The 15,753-nt window shown below is 35.1% G+C and carries 16 protein-coding genes; 6 read left to right on the forward strand and 10 right to left on the reverse strand.

Annotated elements, in window-relative coordinates; all coding sequences use genetic code 11:
- Positions 1–43: 43 nt before the first annotated feature.
- A complete protein-coding gene (locus LC418_RS14560) occupies positions 44–2,446 on the reverse strand; it encodes an alpha/beta hydrolase family protein (protein ID WP_223559660.1) in 2,403 nt (800 codons plus the stop codon).
- 128 nt (positions 2,447–2,574) lie between these two features.
- On the opposite strand from LC418_RS14560, the gene LC418_RS14565 reads away from it, so the two are divergent.
- Positions 2,575–2,736: a bacteriocin-like protein gene (locus LC418_RS14565; protein ID WP_223559661.1), complete on the forward strand. Its 162-nt coding sequence runs from the start codon at positions 2,575–2,577 to the stop codon at positions 2,734–2,736.
- A gap of 60 nt (positions 2,737–2,796) precedes the next feature.
- Here the strand turns inward: LC418_RS14565 and LC418_RS14570 are convergent, their stop codons facing one another.
- Both LC418_RS14570 and era read right to left on the reverse strand, forming a co-directional pair.
- Positions 2,797–3,225 carry a DoxX family protein gene (locus LC418_RS14570; protein ID WP_111953067.1) on the reverse strand — a complete coding sequence of 143 codons (429 nt, stop codon included), beginning with the start codon at positions 3,223–3,225 and terminating at the stop codon, positions 2,797–2,799.
- A gap of 67 nt (positions 3,226–3,292) precedes the next feature.
- The gene (era, locus tag LC418_RS14575) at positions 3,293–4,168 is read right to left on the reverse strand and encodes a GTPase Era (protein ID WP_223559662.1); all 876 of its coding nucleotides are present in this window, start codon (positions 4,166–4,168) and stop codon (positions 3,293–3,295) included.
- Between the two features lie 130 nt (positions 4,169–4,298).
- Between era and LC418_RS14580 the strand changes: the two genes are divergently transcribed.
- From LC418_RS14580 to LC418_RS14590, 3 genes are all read left to right on the forward strand, one after another.
- Positions 4,299–4,631: a hypothetical protein gene (locus LC418_RS14580; RefSeq protein ID WP_111953063.1), complete on the forward strand. Its 333-nt coding sequence runs from the start codon at positions 4,299–4,301 to the stop codon at positions 4,629–4,631.
- Between the two features lie 5 nt (positions 4,632–4,636).
- On the forward strand, positions 4,637–5,200 hold the full coding sequence (locus LC418_RS14585) for a Crp/Fnr family transcriptional regulator (RefSeq protein ID WP_223559663.1): 564 nt from the start codon (positions 4,637–4,639) through the stop codon (positions 5,198–5,200).
- Positions 5,201–5,441: 241 nt separating this feature from the next.
- The gene (locus LC418_RS14590) at positions 5,442–5,768 is read left to right on the forward strand and encodes a DMT family transporter (protein ID WP_111953059.1); all 327 of its coding nucleotides are present in this window, start codon (positions 5,442–5,444) and stop codon (positions 5,766–5,768) included.
- 67 nt (positions 5,769–5,835) lie between these two features.
- Here the strand turns inward: LC418_RS14590 and LC418_RS14595 are convergent, their stop codons facing one another.
- From LC418_RS14595 to LC418_RS14625, 7 genes are all read right to left on the reverse strand, one after another.
- The gene (locus LC418_RS14595; RefSeq protein ID WP_223559664.1) at positions 5,836–6,603 is read right to left on the reverse strand and encodes a class I SAM-dependent methyltransferase; all 768 of its coding nucleotides are present in this window, start codon (positions 6,601–6,603) and stop codon (positions 5,836–5,838) included.
- Positions 6,603–7,412, reverse strand: a complete 810-nt coding sequence (gene map, locus LC418_RS14600; RefSeq protein ID WP_111953055.1) for a type I methionyl aminopeptidase — start codon at positions 7,410–7,412, stop codon at positions 6,603–6,605. The genes LC418_RS14595 and map overlap by 1 nt, the downstream gene beginning before the upstream one ends.
- A gap of 177 nt (positions 7,413–7,589) precedes the next feature.
- Positions 7,590–8,021, reverse strand: coding sequence for a BT0820 family HAD-type phosphatase (locus LC418_RS14605; protein ID WP_111953053.1), 432 nt, complete (start codon positions 8,019–8,021; stop codon positions 7,590–7,592).
- 91 nt (positions 8,022–8,112) lie between these two features.
- Entirely contained in the window at positions 8,113–9,093 is a 981-nt protein-coding gene (locus LC418_RS14610; protein ID WP_223559665.1) for an acyl-ACP desaturase, read from the reverse strand.
- Between the two features lie 152 nt (positions 9,094–9,245).
- Positions 9,246–10,787, reverse strand: a complete 1,542-nt coding sequence (gpmI, locus tag LC418_RS14615) for a 2,3-bisphosphoglycerate-independent phosphoglycerate mutase (RefSeq protein WP_223559666.1) — start codon at positions 10,785–10,787, stop codon at positions 9,246–9,248.
- Between the two features lie 390 nt (positions 10,788–11,177).
- A complete protein-coding gene (locus LC418_RS14620; protein ID WP_223559667.1) occupies positions 11,178–11,957 on the reverse strand; it encodes a hypothetical protein in 780 nt (259 codons plus the stop codon).
- A 672-nt stretch (positions 11,958–12,629) separates the two neighbouring features.
- Positions 12,630–14,069, reverse strand: a complete 1,440-nt coding sequence (locus LC418_RS14625; RefSeq protein ID WP_223559668.1) for a tetratricopeptide repeat protein — start codon at positions 14,067–14,069, stop codon at positions 12,630–12,632.
- A 933-nt stretch (positions 14,070–15,002) separates the two neighbouring features.
- On the opposite strand from LC418_RS14625, the gene LC418_RS14635 reads away from it, so the two are divergent.
- Positions 15,003–15,326, forward strand: a complete 324-nt coding sequence (locus LC418_RS14635; RefSeq protein ID WP_223559670.1) for a helix-turn-helix domain-containing protein — start codon at positions 15,003–15,005, stop codon at positions 15,324–15,326.
- 103 nt (positions 15,327–15,429) lie between these two features.
- The gene (locus LC418_RS14640; RefSeq protein WP_111953039.1) at positions 15,430–15,753 is read left to right on the forward strand and encodes a translation initiation factor; all 324 of its coding nucleotides are present in this window, start codon (positions 15,430–15,432) and stop codon (positions 15,751–15,753) included.

Here is a 15,753-nt window from a genome sequence, read left to right on the forward strand (position 1 = left end):
AAAAGCCCGTTTTAAATAATGAACGGGCTTTTTTTTAACTATTTTATTTTTTCAGACACTTCTCAAGGAACTGATCCTGTTCCCATAAAAGGTGTAGAATATTTTCTTTAGCCACATAACCATGTGCTTCTTTTGGAAGAAGGACCATTTTTACAGGAGCTCCCAAATTTTTCAGAGCCTGGAAATATCTTTCCGTCTGCAAAGTAAAGGTTCCCGGGTTATTGTCGGCATCACCATGAATTAAAAGCATTGGTGTTTTCATTTTATCAGCATTCATGAATGGCGACATTGTGTTATAAATTTCCGGAACATCCCAGTAATTTCTCTGCTCACTCTGGAACCCAAACGGAGTCAGCGTTCTGTTATAAGCTCCACTTCTTGCAATACCACAGGCATAGTCCTTAGAATGGGTTAAAAGATTAGCCGTCATAAATGCACCATATGAATGACCTCCAACAGCAACTTTAGTTATATCAATATAGCCTAACTTGTCTACAGCATCTATAGCTGCTCTTCCATTTGCTACCAACTGTGGAATGAAAGTATCATTTGGTTCCGTCTTACCTTCTCCAATAATCGGGAAAGCAGCATCATCCAGTACAGCATAGCCTTTTGTAGTCCAGTACACGAAAGATCCGTAATATGGAAACGTAAAGTCGTTCGGGTTCTGGGTATTCTGCCCTGCTGTATTTTTATCCTTGTATTCAGTAGGATAAGCCCAGATCAGTAACGGAAGTTTTTCTTTTTTAGCTTTTCTGTCGTAATTGGCAGGCAAGTATAGGGTTCCCGTTAAAGTAACACCGTCATTTCTTTTGTATGTAATTACCTCTTTATAAACGTCTTTAATACTTTCAAAAGGATTTGCAAATTGAGTTACTGCTTCTGCTTTATTGGTTTTAATATTCTTTTTAAAATAATTCGGGTACAGGCTTGGGGACTGCTGGGTTGTCAGAATTTCACCTTTTGAAGGATTAAGGATATCTATGATCTCTTCCTTACCATTCTTAATGTTAGATGTATATAATCTTTTCTTTTTTAGCGACTTTACATCCATTTCATCAATGAAAGGATGCTGTCCGTCTTTGGTAAATCCGTCTCCGATCAGATAGGTTTTTCCTCCTTTCATATCAATAACATATCTCCCGTATTGATTTTTTGTAGTACTAAAGTTCCCAGGATCACTGTAAACATCCTGGTAATTTCTGTCATCAATCACTTTTGATTCGCCGTTATTAAGATCCACAAGGAAAGATTTTGTATTTCTTGTATCATACCAGCCTTCAGAAACTATGGCATAGTGATCGTTGGTCCAGCTTACACCTTCATATCTCTGTTTTGTTTTAAAGAATGATTTTGGAGCAGCAGTAAAAGGTGCTTCCCATGTAAAGATCTCATCTCTGTACTCTGCAGATTTAGACTGGTCACCTCCATCCAATGCTTCAGCAAATACTAAAGTTGCCGGTGCATCATTTCTCCAGCCCATGCTTCTTTTTCCTGTTCTTACAGACGAAAACCCTTTTGGCATTATTTCGTTCAAAGGAACATCATTTACTATTTTTACTGCATTTCCTTTCATATCATACACCGTAGTTGTCATTGGAAATCTGCTCAAAGGAACAATGTATGAAAAGGGTTTTTTGATCACCGTAGCCATCAAATAATTTCCGTCCGGAGAAAAGCTTAAACCGGAATACATATCCTGGTCTTTTACTTTTTTAAGGGTTCCATTCAGGTCTACACTATAAATTTCTGAAGCGGTAAGAACCTCAAAGTTTTTTTCATCCTGAGGATTTTTTAAAAGATCCTGATAGGTTCTGTTTTGCGACACTTTACCGTCAGCTGTAGAAACGATAGGTCCGGTTGGAAGATCTTTGCTGGCATCTATCAGAGCTGGTCTGTTCTGGGGAAGGGTCCTGATCAGAAGACTTTTGGAATCATTGTACCATGTATAGGGCGTTCCTAAGTTAGCATTAAGATTATCACCAGTAATTTTTTTGGCAGTAGCAGTTTCCATATCTACGGACCAAAGCTCAACTCCCTTATTGGTTGTGTTGGTAAATGCCAGTGTTTTTTCGTCCGGCGAAAATGAAATATAAGTGATTTTAGCATTGGAAGGTAGGTTCTTCACCTGAACCTCGCTTTTATCATTAATCTTTCTGATCTTCAGATTATCGGAGTATGTGACACTGCTTGAAATATTAGTAACCGGATTAATTCTTAAACCGGCAAGTTTCATTTCCTGCTGGTTAAGGTCTTCCAGTGTTTTATAGGTCGGACGGTAAGTGAAAACCACCCAGTCTTTTTTGCTGTTCATCAGGACGCTTGGCGGTCTTTCATAATCTGCGAGCTTTAGAATTTCAGCAGATGGTTTTTGATAAGTAATATTCTCCTGTGCATCATAGAAATTGAGAAATGCCAGAAGGCAAATGGTCAGTTTTATCTTCATATAAATTCGTTTTCCACGAATTTAGTGATTTTTAGGATATAACTAAAATTGTTAATTTTAACACACAGGCTTGTGATATAACTAAATACTTTTATATTAGCAGTGTCAAACAATCAAAATATTATACTATGAAAAATTTAAAAAAATTATCTAAAAGAGATTTAAAAACCATTATTGGAGGACAAGCGCCATCATGTCCTTCAGGATACAAGGCATGTGTAGCCGGAGAAGATGAAAACGGAACAATCATATGGACCTGCATATGGTCTTCTTTACCTTGCAATCCATAATAAAAACAAAAAAGAGCATTAGTTGTCTAATGCTCTTATGCTTTATATTTCAAGACCTGTTTACCAATCCGAAGCTCTTTTTCTTTTTTCTATCATATGATCTACCGATACTTTTCCTGCACCAAAAACCATGAGAAGCAGATAAACAGACAAATAGATCAGACTCATTTCTTTTTTCTCAAAAGGATCTCCTCCATGAACCACAAAAGCAGCAATGACCATTGTAAAGATCAGAAATCCTAAAGAAATCCTTGTAAAAAGACCTAATATAAGAAGTATTGAACAAACAAATTCAGCAATAACCGCAAGAACCAGGGTCACTGTAGGGCCTAACCCTATAAAGTCGAAAAATTCAATTTTGCCGCCTTCAAGCAGCATCTGAAGTTTCGGAAACCCGTGAGATAGCATGGCAAAACCAACAAATACTCTTACTACTAATAAAATAATATCTTTAGGTACTGAGCTGGAATTTGAGTTAAAATAGTTCATTTACTAAAAATTTAGATTAAAGTTAATAAAAATCTTTTAATAGAACGGAATTCCGGGCATTTTTAGTTTATCTGTATCCGAAATTTTTCAAATCCCTGTCGTTTTTACGCCAGTCCTTTTTCACTTTTACAAAAAGATTCAGGTGAATTTTCTTGGAAAAGAATTTTTCCAGATCCAATCTGGCTTCAGTTCCTACTTTTTTGATAGCTTCTCCCTTATGCCCAATGATAATTCCTTTCTGGGTATCTCTTTCCACATAAATAATAGAATCGATGAAAATAATGCCTTCTTTTTCTTTAAACTGTTCGGTCACTACTTCTACAGAATAAGGAATTTCTTTCTCATAGTTTAAAAGGATTTTTTCACGGATCGCCTCGTTGACAAAAAATCTTTCCGGCTTATCGGTGTACTGCTCTTTGTCATAATATGGAGGGTTTTCCGGCAACAGAGATCTTAATTTCGGAAGAATGATATCTGTATTGAAGGCATTAAGAGCAGAGATAGGAAGAATCTCGGCTTTAGGAATCCTGTTGTGCCATTCTTCTACCAGTTTTTCAAGTCCTTCCTGGGTAGTCTGGTCTACTTTGTTCAGCAGAAGCAATACCGGAACCGGAATCTTATTAAGTTTATCAATTAAGAATTCTGAAGGTTCGGCCTTATCTGTAACATCTACAATGAACAGAAATACATCGGCATCCTGTAAAGAATCCTTTACAAAATCCATCATTTTTTCCTGAAGACCATACTTGGCGTCTAAAACTCCGGGAGTATCTGAAAATACGATCTGTAAATCCTCCTCATTATAAATTCCAAAAATCCTGTGGCGTGTTGTCTGTGCCTTTTGTGTTACGATAGCCAATTTCTCCCCCATTAACTGGTTTAATAAGGTAGATTTTCCCGCATTGGGCTTTCCGACTATATTTACGAATCCTGCTTTGTGCATATAATATTTTTTAGGCTCAAGATTGAACCGGGCTGCAAAGTTAGTGAAAACAAAATTTAATTGGGTTTGGTTTCCATGAAAAGTACGTGCAGCCTTTGAAAAAGTAATATATTTATAGCAAAATTCATCTATGGCTGAAGCAGAAAAACATTTTGCAGAATTAGCAGCAGAAATCCCGGAGGCCCAGCAGGGAAAAATGTTTGGCGCTCTTTGCCTGAAAGCTCCTAATGGTAAAGCATTCTTATTATCAAAAAATGGAAGTATTGCGATAAAACTCAGTGGATCAGTCTTAGAAGAAGCTTTAGGTTTAAATGGAACTTCTATTTTTGAACCTTCTGAAGGGAAAAAGATGAACGGATGGGTTCAGATACCGGCTGAACATCAAAACAAATGGAAAGATTTTGCCCAGTCCGCATTAACAGAAGTTAAGAACATAGAGAAGAAAATTTCAAAAAACAATTAAAATTCATGGATATAGATCAGATCCTTGACCGTATTTATGTTTTGCCAGAAGCTTCTAAAAATGCTTTGAAACAGCATATTCAAGAAGTATCACATCCCAAATATTTCTGCCTTATGGAAGCAGATAAAATTATCCCACATATCTATTTTATCAGGAAAGGTATTGTACGTGCTTATGCTTCTACTGCTGAGAATGATATTACATTCTGGTTCGGAAGCGAAGGAGAAACAATAGTTTCCATGAAAAGTTATGTAGAAGACAGACCCGGCTATGAAAGTATTGAGCTTCTGGAAGACTGTGATCTGTACATTCTGGAAACGGAAAGCCTGAGAAAACTTTTTAATGAAGATATTCACATCGCTAACTGGGGAAGGAAATTTGCAGAAAGGGAACTTGTGAAAACGGAAGAACTGATTATTTCAAGACAGTTTAAAACCTCCCTGGAACGTTATAAAGATCTGATGACGAATAAATCCGATCTTTTAAAAAGAGTTCAACTGGGACATATTGCCTCTTATCTTGGCATTACACAGGTAAGTCTGAGCAGGATCCGGGCGGAAATAAAATAAGAAGGCTGGAAGCTGGAAGCGGGAGGCTGGAAGTTAGTATCCTTGATCCTTGTCAAGGTTTAAAACCTTGACAAGGATCAGTTCCAAAAATTAATAAAGACAGTATTCTAGTCATACTTTCGGTATCAGTAACTTCCCTCTTCAAACTTCCCGACCCTATAAAATAAATTCCTTTTTTAACAAATGTAAAATTGTTTCTCCTTTCAAATGCGGAAATTTGCAGGAGAGAAAATTTAAAAAAATGAATTGGATTATTTTAATCATCGCCGGATTGTTTGAGGTTGCTTTTGCATCTTGTTTGGGTAAAGCCAAAGAAACTTCCGGATCTGAGATGTACTATTGGTATGCCGGTTTTCTGGTGACTATGACAATCAGTATGGTACTGCTGATCAAAGCTACGCAAACGCTTCCAATTGGGACAGCTTATGCAGTATGGACAGGGATAGGAGCCGTAGGAACAGCTTTGATGGGAATTTTCTTTTTTAAAGATCCCGTGAGCTTCTGGAGGGTATTTTTTATCGTAACCTTAATTGGTTCTGTAGTAGGACTGAAATCTGTTTCTCACTAAGATCGAAAACAACTTCTATCTATATTTAAATAAACCCGTCTTCAACGTGAGGACGGGTTTATTGTAATTATTTTTTGAAAACTACAGGTAAGATCTCATTTTGTCTCAGCCCGTATTTTTTGATTTCTTCTTCTGAAAAATTCTGGGAATAGAAATTGGGTTCAGTTTCAAAGCCGGCCTTCCTCAAACGGTCGAAATAATCCATTCCGTACCAGCGGACATGGTCGTACTGTCCGAAATGTTTCTGACGTTCTTTCGGATCCTTTATTGAAAAATCTTCATAGGTCTTTTCCATAGAGTTTCTCATGGGAACCTGAAAAATTCCCCAGCCTCCGGGCTTCATTACTCTATACAATTCACTGATCGCCTTTGCATCGTCTTCAATATGTTCCAGGACATGATTACAGAAAACAATATCAAAACTTTCATCAGGAAATGGTAGATCCAGAATATCCGCTTTCACATCTACGATGGGGGAAAAAAGATCTGCAGAAATATAATTCAGATTTTTCATCATCTTGAATTTTCTGAGGAATTCCTGTTCAGGAGCGATATGCAGAACTTTGGCGTTTTTAATGAAAAAATCGGTCTCGTTTTGAAGATAGAGCCACATCTGACGGTGTCTTTCTAAACTCAGCGTCCCCGGAGAAAGCGCATTTTCGCGTTGTTTTCCATAGCCGTAAGGAAGGAATTTCCGATAGGATCTTCCGTCGATAGGATCATAGAATTCCTCTCCTTTGAAAAACTGATAAATAAGCGGCCTCGCCCAGATACTCATTTTAATAAGCATTGGACGAGGTATTTTATTGAGTAAAAGTTTAGTTACTTTTTTCATTAAAAATCCAATTGGAAAGGCTTTTCTTCATCACTTACGATACCCAGGGCCTCATAAACATATTTGAATGTGGAAAGCAGCACCGGTTTCCCGTTGATTACTGCTACGTCATGCTCAAAATGGGCAGAAGGCAGGTTATCCAAAGTAGTGACCGTCCAGCCGTCATTATGGAATTTCACCTTTTCCGTACCCAGATTCACCATCGGTTCGATAGCAATGGCAAGACCGTCTTTGATGACTTTTCCGCTTCCCTGTCTTCCGTAATTCGGAACCTGAGGATCTTCATGCATTTTTCTTCCAAGACCATGTCCTACAAGTTCTTTCACCACCCCATATCCTTCTTTTTCACAATGTGCCTGAATGGCATGGGAAATATCCCCAATTCTTTTTCCTCTTACGCACTGCTCAATTCCTTTGTAAAGGGATTCTTTGGTTACCTGCAATAGTTTTTTAACCTCAGGTTTCACTTCCCCGATCTCAAATGTATAGGCATGATCTCCTACAAAACCGTTGAGAATAACCCCACAGTCTACAGAAAGAACATCTCCTTCTTTGATAATATCATTATTCGGAAAACCGTGAACAACCTGATCGTTTGGAGAAATACATAAAGAATTCGGGAAACCGCCATATCCTAAAAAAGCAGGTTCTGCCCCATGATCTTTAATGAAATCATGAGCCAGCTTATCAAGATATAAAGTATTGATTCCAGGTTTTATTTCTTTTGCAAGCATTCCCAGTGTTTTTGAAACCAGGTGTGCACTCTCCTTCATCAGGCGGAGCTCCTCTATTGTTTTTAATTGAATCATTTTTATAGATGTTAGATATTAGATGTTAGAAGTTAGACTACAACTTAATGTATATTTTAAAGTAAGATTAAATGATAGCCTTCCCAACATCTACGGTTTTCTGATAAAGTTTTAAACGAAGCAGCAGCATTAAAAAACTATTTCTAATCTCTAGCTTCTAACTTCTATTTTAAATTGTTACCAGAAAAGTCCTTTTTTCTTTTCTTTTTTAAGTTTTGAATAGGCCAGAACTTCTTTTCCTTCTACACGGAATTCTATTCTTTCCTGGATAATATTGTAGATTTCTCCCCAACCTGGAAATCCTCCTAAATTCCTGTCATCGATGAACCAGTCTGCATCCAGTTTTCTTGACTGATTTTCAGGATCAAAAACTTCTCCTTCAAAACTGGAATTCACCGCGTAAAATTCTACACCATTATTTCTGCAAAATTCTACAGCTTCATCCAAAGTCTTTCCGTGTCTGTATGTCCAGAGAATTAGCCTGTACCCTTCTGCCTGAAGTCTTTTTAATGTTTCGAAAGCAAAGATTTTTGCTTTACCAATTGCCGGGTATGCATCATCAACAATAGTTCCGTCGAAATCAACAGCAATTTTCTTGTTATTTAACATTTTGTCTTTTTTTAGCTTTGCAAAGATAAGAAATAAAAAGAGTGCCGAAAACGTTGGCACTCTTAAGTTTTATAATTTAATGTTTGTAAAGTTAGCCTTTTACCCACTTAAACTGAAACTGTAAATCCGGAGTTGAAATTCTGTCCGTAATTTTCTGAAGTCTCGCAGGCAGTTTCATCAGGTATTCCTGAGCTTTTTCAGCTTGTTCAGTAAGTCCTTTTACATGCTCTATCTTCCATTCATCCAATAAGTCTTTCATAATATTGATATAATCCTGACCTGTATATACCATGCATCTTTGTGCTGCATCTGAGAAATGCCCCCAAAGCTCTCCGGCTTTTTGCCCAGACTGTCTCATCATATGAGCAGGCATTACGATTTTTTTACGCATCATATCTTCAAATGCAAGGATCATTTCTGATGGGTCTATTTCTAAAATTTTAGCAACGAAATGTTTGTATGCTTTTGCGTGTCTGGCTTCATCTGCAGCAATTACACCACACATTTTTGCTAATTTTCCGTTTCCTGACTGTTTTGCCAATGTACCCACTCTTCTGTGCGATATATTGGTAGCCGTTTCCTGAAAGCTTGTATAAACGAAGTTTCTGTATGGATCCATGCTTGTCCCTAAATCGAAGCCGTCATTAATTAAATACTGAGTGGTCACTTCCAGTTCTCTCATATTCACTCTTCCGCACAGATAAAGGTATTTGCCCAAAAGATCTCCATGTCTGTTTTCTTCACCAGTCCATGCTCTTATCCAGTGGGCCCAGCCCACTTCTTTCTGCTCCTGATCTATTCCGTCTACTCCCATTAACCATGATTCATAAGAAGGCAATGCTTCTTCTGTGATACAGTCGCCGATCAGAGTTACAAACAAATCATAAGGCATTTCACGGGCAAAAGTCTGAATTTCTTCTAAGTCATATTTAAAATTAGCACTTGACGGATCCGGAAGATAATCGGAAGGCTGCCAGATTTTTTCAATTGGCGTTAAAAATTTATCCAGAAAAGAACCTACTTCCTTTTCCAATATTCCCATTACTTCTTTTCTGACAAGCTTTTGATACATCTTACTATATGGATTTTAATTTACAAAGATATGATTTATTTATTATTTGTCGCATAATAACCTATGCAACTCATACAATGACTGATATAAATCATACAAAAATGCCGCCATCTATACCATAACGGCATTTTTCGGACAATATTATTGAATTTTTAACTAACTAAGATATCTCCTGTCATTACTTCCGGAATCTCTACTCCCATCACTTTTAAGATAGTCGGTGCTACATCTCCAAGTTTCCCAGGTTTTAAATTCCATGTATGGTCTTTATCCATCACAATAAATGGTACAAGGTTCGTAGAATGCTGTGTGTTGGGAGTACCGTCCGGATTGATCATTACATCTGAGTTTCCGTGGTCAGCCAGGATAAATACGGCATAGCCATGCTCATAAGCTGCAGTTGCTACTTTCTCAATACATTTATCTACTGTTTCAGCGGCTTTTACTGCTGCTTCAAAAACTCCGGTATGACCTACCATATCTGTATTGGCAAAATTCAAACAGACAAAATCCGCTGTTCCGTTTTCCAATTCGGGCACAATGGCATTGGTAATGTCATAAGCAGACATTTCCGGCTTAAGATCATAAGTGGGAACATCTTTCGGACTTGGACAAAGCAGTCTTCTTTCTCCGTTGAATTCTTCTTCCCTGCCCCCGGAGAAGAAAAACGTTACGTGAGGATATTTTTCTGTTTCGGCAATTCTGATCTGTGTTTTACCGTTTCTTTCAAGAATTTCACCCATTGTTTCCTTCAATACTTCTTCATCAAACACAACCTGTACATTCTGATAGGTTTTATCATAATTGGTTAAAGTGATATAATGAAGGTTGAGTTTACGCATAAAGAAATCAGGGAAATCTTTCTGGGTAAGAACTTCTGTGATCTCACGCCCTCTGTCTGTACGGAAATTGAAACAGATGACCACGTCACCATCTATAATTTTGGCTACCGGAACTACGTTTCCTGTTTCTGTTGTTTTAACCAGAATAATAGGCTTTAAGAATTCATCAGTCACATTATTATCATAAGACGACTTAATAGCGGTCAAAGCATCTGTCGTCTGTAGCCCTACTCCTTCTACCATCGCATCGTATGCCAGTTTTACACGTTCCCATCTTTTATCACGGTCCATTGCATAATATCTTCCGATCACCGTTGCCAGCTTGCCTACTGTAACCTCCATATGGTTCTGAAGCTCTTCTATAAACCCAAGCCCAGAATGTGGATCACAATCTCTTCCGTCTGTAAAGGCATGTACAAAGACATTTTCGTGCAGTCCAAATTCATGTGCGGCAGTCAGCAAACCTTTTAGGTGATTGATATGTGAGTGTACCCCCCCGTTGGAAACCAATCCAATAAAGTGCAGCTTTTTATTTTCTCTTTTAGCGTAGTCGAAAGCATCCTGAATGACCTGCTGTTGTCCCAGTGTTCCGTTCTCAACAGCCATATTCAGTTTTACAAGATTCTGATAGACCACTCTTCCTGCTCCCAAATTCATGTGCCCTACTTCAGAATTTCCCATCTGTCCTGCAGGAAGTCCTACAGCCAGTCCGCTGGCTTCAAGTGTTGTATGTGGAAATTTTTGATAACAGCTGTCTATAAATGGAGTGTTTGCTTTATCTAAGGCAGACACCTCTGGATTTGTTCCCAGTCCCCATCCGTCAAGGATTGCTAATATTGCTTTTTTTGACATTTCTTATAACTTTTTGTTACACAAATTTACCTAATTTCGGATGAATGGACGAATTTGGGAGAGTTATTTCAAAAATATTTAGATATAATGAAGGATCTTTTATGATGTTTATATTCGTGTATGGCTGTTTTTAATCTCTCGAAGATTTAGCAGAGAATGCAGATTTTTATTTTTGCTATAGTATTAAACTGCCACATTCCTGTGGCAGTTTTACAAGATTCATAAAAATATTTACATCCGGAATGTCTAAAAAGTTTTACCCCTAACCTGGTTTTGAGGGAATATCATTTGTGAATTTAGAACCTAAACTACGTGTTGAAGGCTAGGTTGAGGAGTAAAATAATATATGATTCTAACTTGTTTCAGCTTCTAAAGTCTAAGTAAGCCGTATTAATTCATTTTAAAAAGTAACAGCTGTGTACTTTTACCTTTTAATGTTCCTCCTGCCCCGCTACAGTTTCCGGACTGTCCCCTACCTAATTTTATTGGCCATGTTCTACCAGCCGGAACAGTTGTTGTATAAGTTACTACGCCACCATGATTACTAGACCCCCCTGTATTATGAGCAGCCGTAGTATGTATTCTATTAAAAGCAGTACCCGCTCCCTCTGGGAAGTCAACAATATAAGAACTGATAGTACAACCAGTAGCATTATGATCGCCTTCATAAACAAATTCCATTTTGTAAATTCCGGCAGGAAAAGTAATAGTGCTAGTATCCTCATTATAGGACAGTCCAGTGATACTATTAGAAACCAACTTCATTGGAATCGTTACAGCACTTCCTGGACCTACTCCATTTAAAAAACTGGTTATATTATTCTCTAACTTAAATACTGCAGGTGCTAGCAAAGGCAGACTCGTTTCATCAAGCATTAATTGCCATTTATTAGAAGTGGCGTTGAACTTATAAAAATTGTCTTTTTTTACAGGACTAGCTCCTCCCACATCTACCAGATTATACACTAACAAACCATTAGCGGGATTAGGTATCGTGGTAACATCAGTATTTCCCGTTAATGATACACGGGGAATTAATAATCCCTTATTAGTAGAGACTATATCCAAAATTGAAGATGGATCAGGTGTTGTAGTATTTATTCCTACCTGTGAGAATAAACTTACAGAAGATGTCGTCATGGCAATTAAAAATAAAAGTTTTGTTTTCATTGTGTTTTTCTTTTTTGTGAATACTTATTTTAAATTTGTTTTATCATTTTTTTTACAATCAATCTTTATTCAAGAATAGAATCACAATTCCATTTTCGGGATTATTAATATCTAATGGGGACTGTTTTAAGCTAAAATTTGAGACAAAAGATTCCATAAAACATCTTTCTAAACATTTTTTCTATTCATTAAAAAGTTTTTCAACTATTTCAATGTATCTATAAGTTTGGGTGTATCTGATGCCAGGTTTAAAGGCTATCTGTGTAAGATTTTTTTGTTTTGTTTTTTTTCATTGGATTCATATTAAAAAGTAATCTTTTGCTTGCGGCGGTTGGCTGATAACTCTTATTATTACAACCAAAAATCATGTTGTTACTCAATTAATTTTCCAACTATACTTTTCTCATTTGTGCATCAATTAAATCTTGATACAAATTTGAATTATCCATCCGGTTAATCAAAAAAAACGGATATAACACAGGTATAACATTAGCGTAATTAAATGATAATCAATATTATAAAAATACATAATAAAATTATTCTGATTCGTTTTTCTTTTTTCATTAGCAGATATAGAAAAAGAAATCTAACCTTTCATAGGTTTAACAAAAAGAAAGTTTGATTTTTATAAAAAACTATAGCAAAAAAAGATATATAATTCTATTGAAGACATCAATTATTATTAATGTTTTTCATCCAGATATACAGATCTTCTTCTGAAGAAATGTTGAGTCTTTTTCTCAGTCTATTCTTCCTGATCTGTATTGACCGAGGTTGTACGAATGTATAGGCAGCAATGTCTTTGGAAGAAAAGTTCAAAAATAATAAAGCGCAGAATTTTAATTCGCTGTTTTGCAATTGGGGTTCAATTTGTAACAATCTTGGAAAAAAATTAGGATAAACTTCCTGAAATCTTGTCATAAATTCGGGATCGTTTTTTTTAGCGAGTTGAATTACCTGATCGAAAGCAATATTTAATTTTTGATTTAACAGTTGGGTTTCCTGTTCTTTTACACTCAAAATTTTATTTTTTTTTCGCTCCCTCTTTATTATTATCAGAATAAAAATGATTACAGAAAAACTCCCTATCCATATAATATAGATCAAAAATTTGTTTTTGGATTTTATTTCTTTTTCTTTTTGTACAACTAATTCCCGCACGGTATTTTCAATGGCCGGTTGTTTAGCATTGGCTAGACTATCTTTAATAGAGATATATTTCTGCAAATATTTTTGGGAAGAACTATTATCGCCTGATTGCTGATAAATTCTGGAAATATCACTATATAATCCTTGCAATCTTTCGACATTGCCGGTATTTTTGGTTAAAGAGATGGCTTTCTGAAAATTAAAAATAGCTGAATCATATTCTTTTCTATATTCATTAATCATTCCTTTTACCTTATACAACTGGAAATTATTATTCCCCAATATTTCTTTTGATGAGGCATCCAACGATTTTATATATATTTCTGATGAATTTATCTTTTTTTCAGAAACATCATATTCAGCCAGTATTAAATTATTGTATACCAAATACATCTGTAATATACGATCTAATTTTTTTTCATTTTTTAAAAGATCAATTCCCTTTTTTATATACCATTTACATGAATCCAGTTGGTTTATTTTTTTATATGTAGCACCTATTTCGAAATAAGCTATAGATTTGACTTTTATTTTAGAAGAATAATCACTAATGCTCTCTGATAATTTTACGTTTTCTTTAAATTCATCAATCGCTTTTTGATAAAGACCAATATTATAATAGTTAAAACCAAGTTCTCTTTTAATTTCACTTTGTAATTTAAGATCGTTTTTAGAATTTTCATTTTCCTCTTCTGCCAATTTTAAATATTCCAATCCCTTTTTATAATTTCTTGAATTTGAATAATAATATGAAAGCCGTAAATAACCTCTTGCTATTCCCTTAGAATAATGAATTTTTTTAGATTCCTCCAGTAAAAATATATTTTTTTTTAAACCTTCATGGATCTTTGCTTCAGAATATAAAATGTCAAGTTTATTATATTCCGAATCAATATATTGAGGGGTTATTTTTTGCTGAGCAAATAACAGCCATGGGAAAAAGACAATAAGGCATTTCATCATTTTACAGTGTTTACATACACAAAACAAATCAATAAAATAAAAATAAATGTGATTTCTCAAAAAAAAAGCGCTACATATGCAAATTTAATAATAAAAAACATTCGTTCTTTTATTAATCATTTATTCGTTTGTTTTTAATTGTTTTATTTAAAAGATTAGATTTATCAGAGCAACAATGTTATAGATAAAAAAAGGAAAAATAGATTTCGAAAGCTATAACACAGATATAACATTTATTTTTTTTATGATATTTACTCACCTCAAGAAAATTCAAATTTTTCTTATAAAAAGAAATCAAGCACATAATAATCAAAACAATTAATAGGAATACAATAAAAATATTTAAATGTTATACATAGGTATGGCCTGTTTCTTTGCGTCACTAACCACAAAGATGTAACATTGTAAAAATTTTTTGATAAGAATAAGTGGTCCTTAAATCATTATTATTTCCACCAATCAAATTTTAAATAAAGCTTTTATTGAAACACAAGATGATACCAGATCTCAAAGAAATTTATCTCGGACAACTAATCAAACAAAGAGTTTCAGAATGTGACATTTCTGTAACCAGAATAAGTAAGTTTCTTAAATGCAGTGAAGAAGAAGTCAAAAAAATATATGAAAAGAAATCTATAGAAGTTGATATACTTTTAAAATTAAGTAAGTTACTCGAGTACGATTTTTTCCGGATATATTCTCAACATCTTATTCTATATTCTCCACAAGCATCGATGAAGTATAAATGTAATAAAACACAACTGCCCTCTTTTAGGAAAAATATTTATACAAAGGAAATTGTTGAGTTTATGCTGGATCTTTTAGAGACACGACAAAAATCCAAGACACAAATAATACAGGAATATGGAATTCCTAAAACTACCCTTTACAAATGGATAGCTAAATATCAAAAATGAAAAAAATTATAGAAGCATGATTAATACTCCTAATTATAAAAAGATTTATATCGATATCTTAGATCAAAAGTATCCTCAAAAAATATCTATATGTCAAAGAATATTAAATAAAAAAAAGCTTTCTACTCTGGATATTATTGCATTAAATAAAATAATATTTGGTGAGCAGGACAGGGAATCTATGACTTTTAACCAAAGGCATCGTTCTTACTGTGAGAAAACAATAATAGAAATTCTTGACTATCAAAAGAAATATAACCTTAACAATACTCAAATTGCCTTACATTTTAAAATGAGCCGTAACAGTCTTACAAAGTGGAAGAAAAAATATCTTGTTTAAACAGTAATCTAGCCCATTAAGCCCTTTACTTCCAAAGAACCATTATTCATATATTTTTGATCTCATCGATGGTCTTTTCTAAATTATTATTTAATTTTGCTATATGGATTTAAGAGATCAGTTAAAGAACCTTTTCCCTGAACATGAGGAAAAGGACTTTGAAATGCCTAAGGAAGAGTTTAAGCAGCAGGAACCTTTGGTGTGTAAATTTGAGAAAAAAGGCAGAAACGGTAAGCCTGTAACGATTGTTGAAGGCTGGGAAGGGAGTGAGGAAGATTTAAAGAAAATCTCAAAAAAAATAAAAACCACCTTAGGAATAGGCGGTTCAGAGAAAGATGGAACGATCATTATTCAGGGCGATAACCGTGATAAAATAATGAATATCCTTAAAGAAATGGGATATAAAACCAAAAGAGTCGGCGGGTAG

Source organism: Chryseobacterium lathyri, from assembly GCF_019970085.1.
GTDB lineage: Bacteria > Bacteroidota > Bacteroidia > Flavobacteriales > Weeksellaceae > Chryseobacterium > Chryseobacterium lathyri.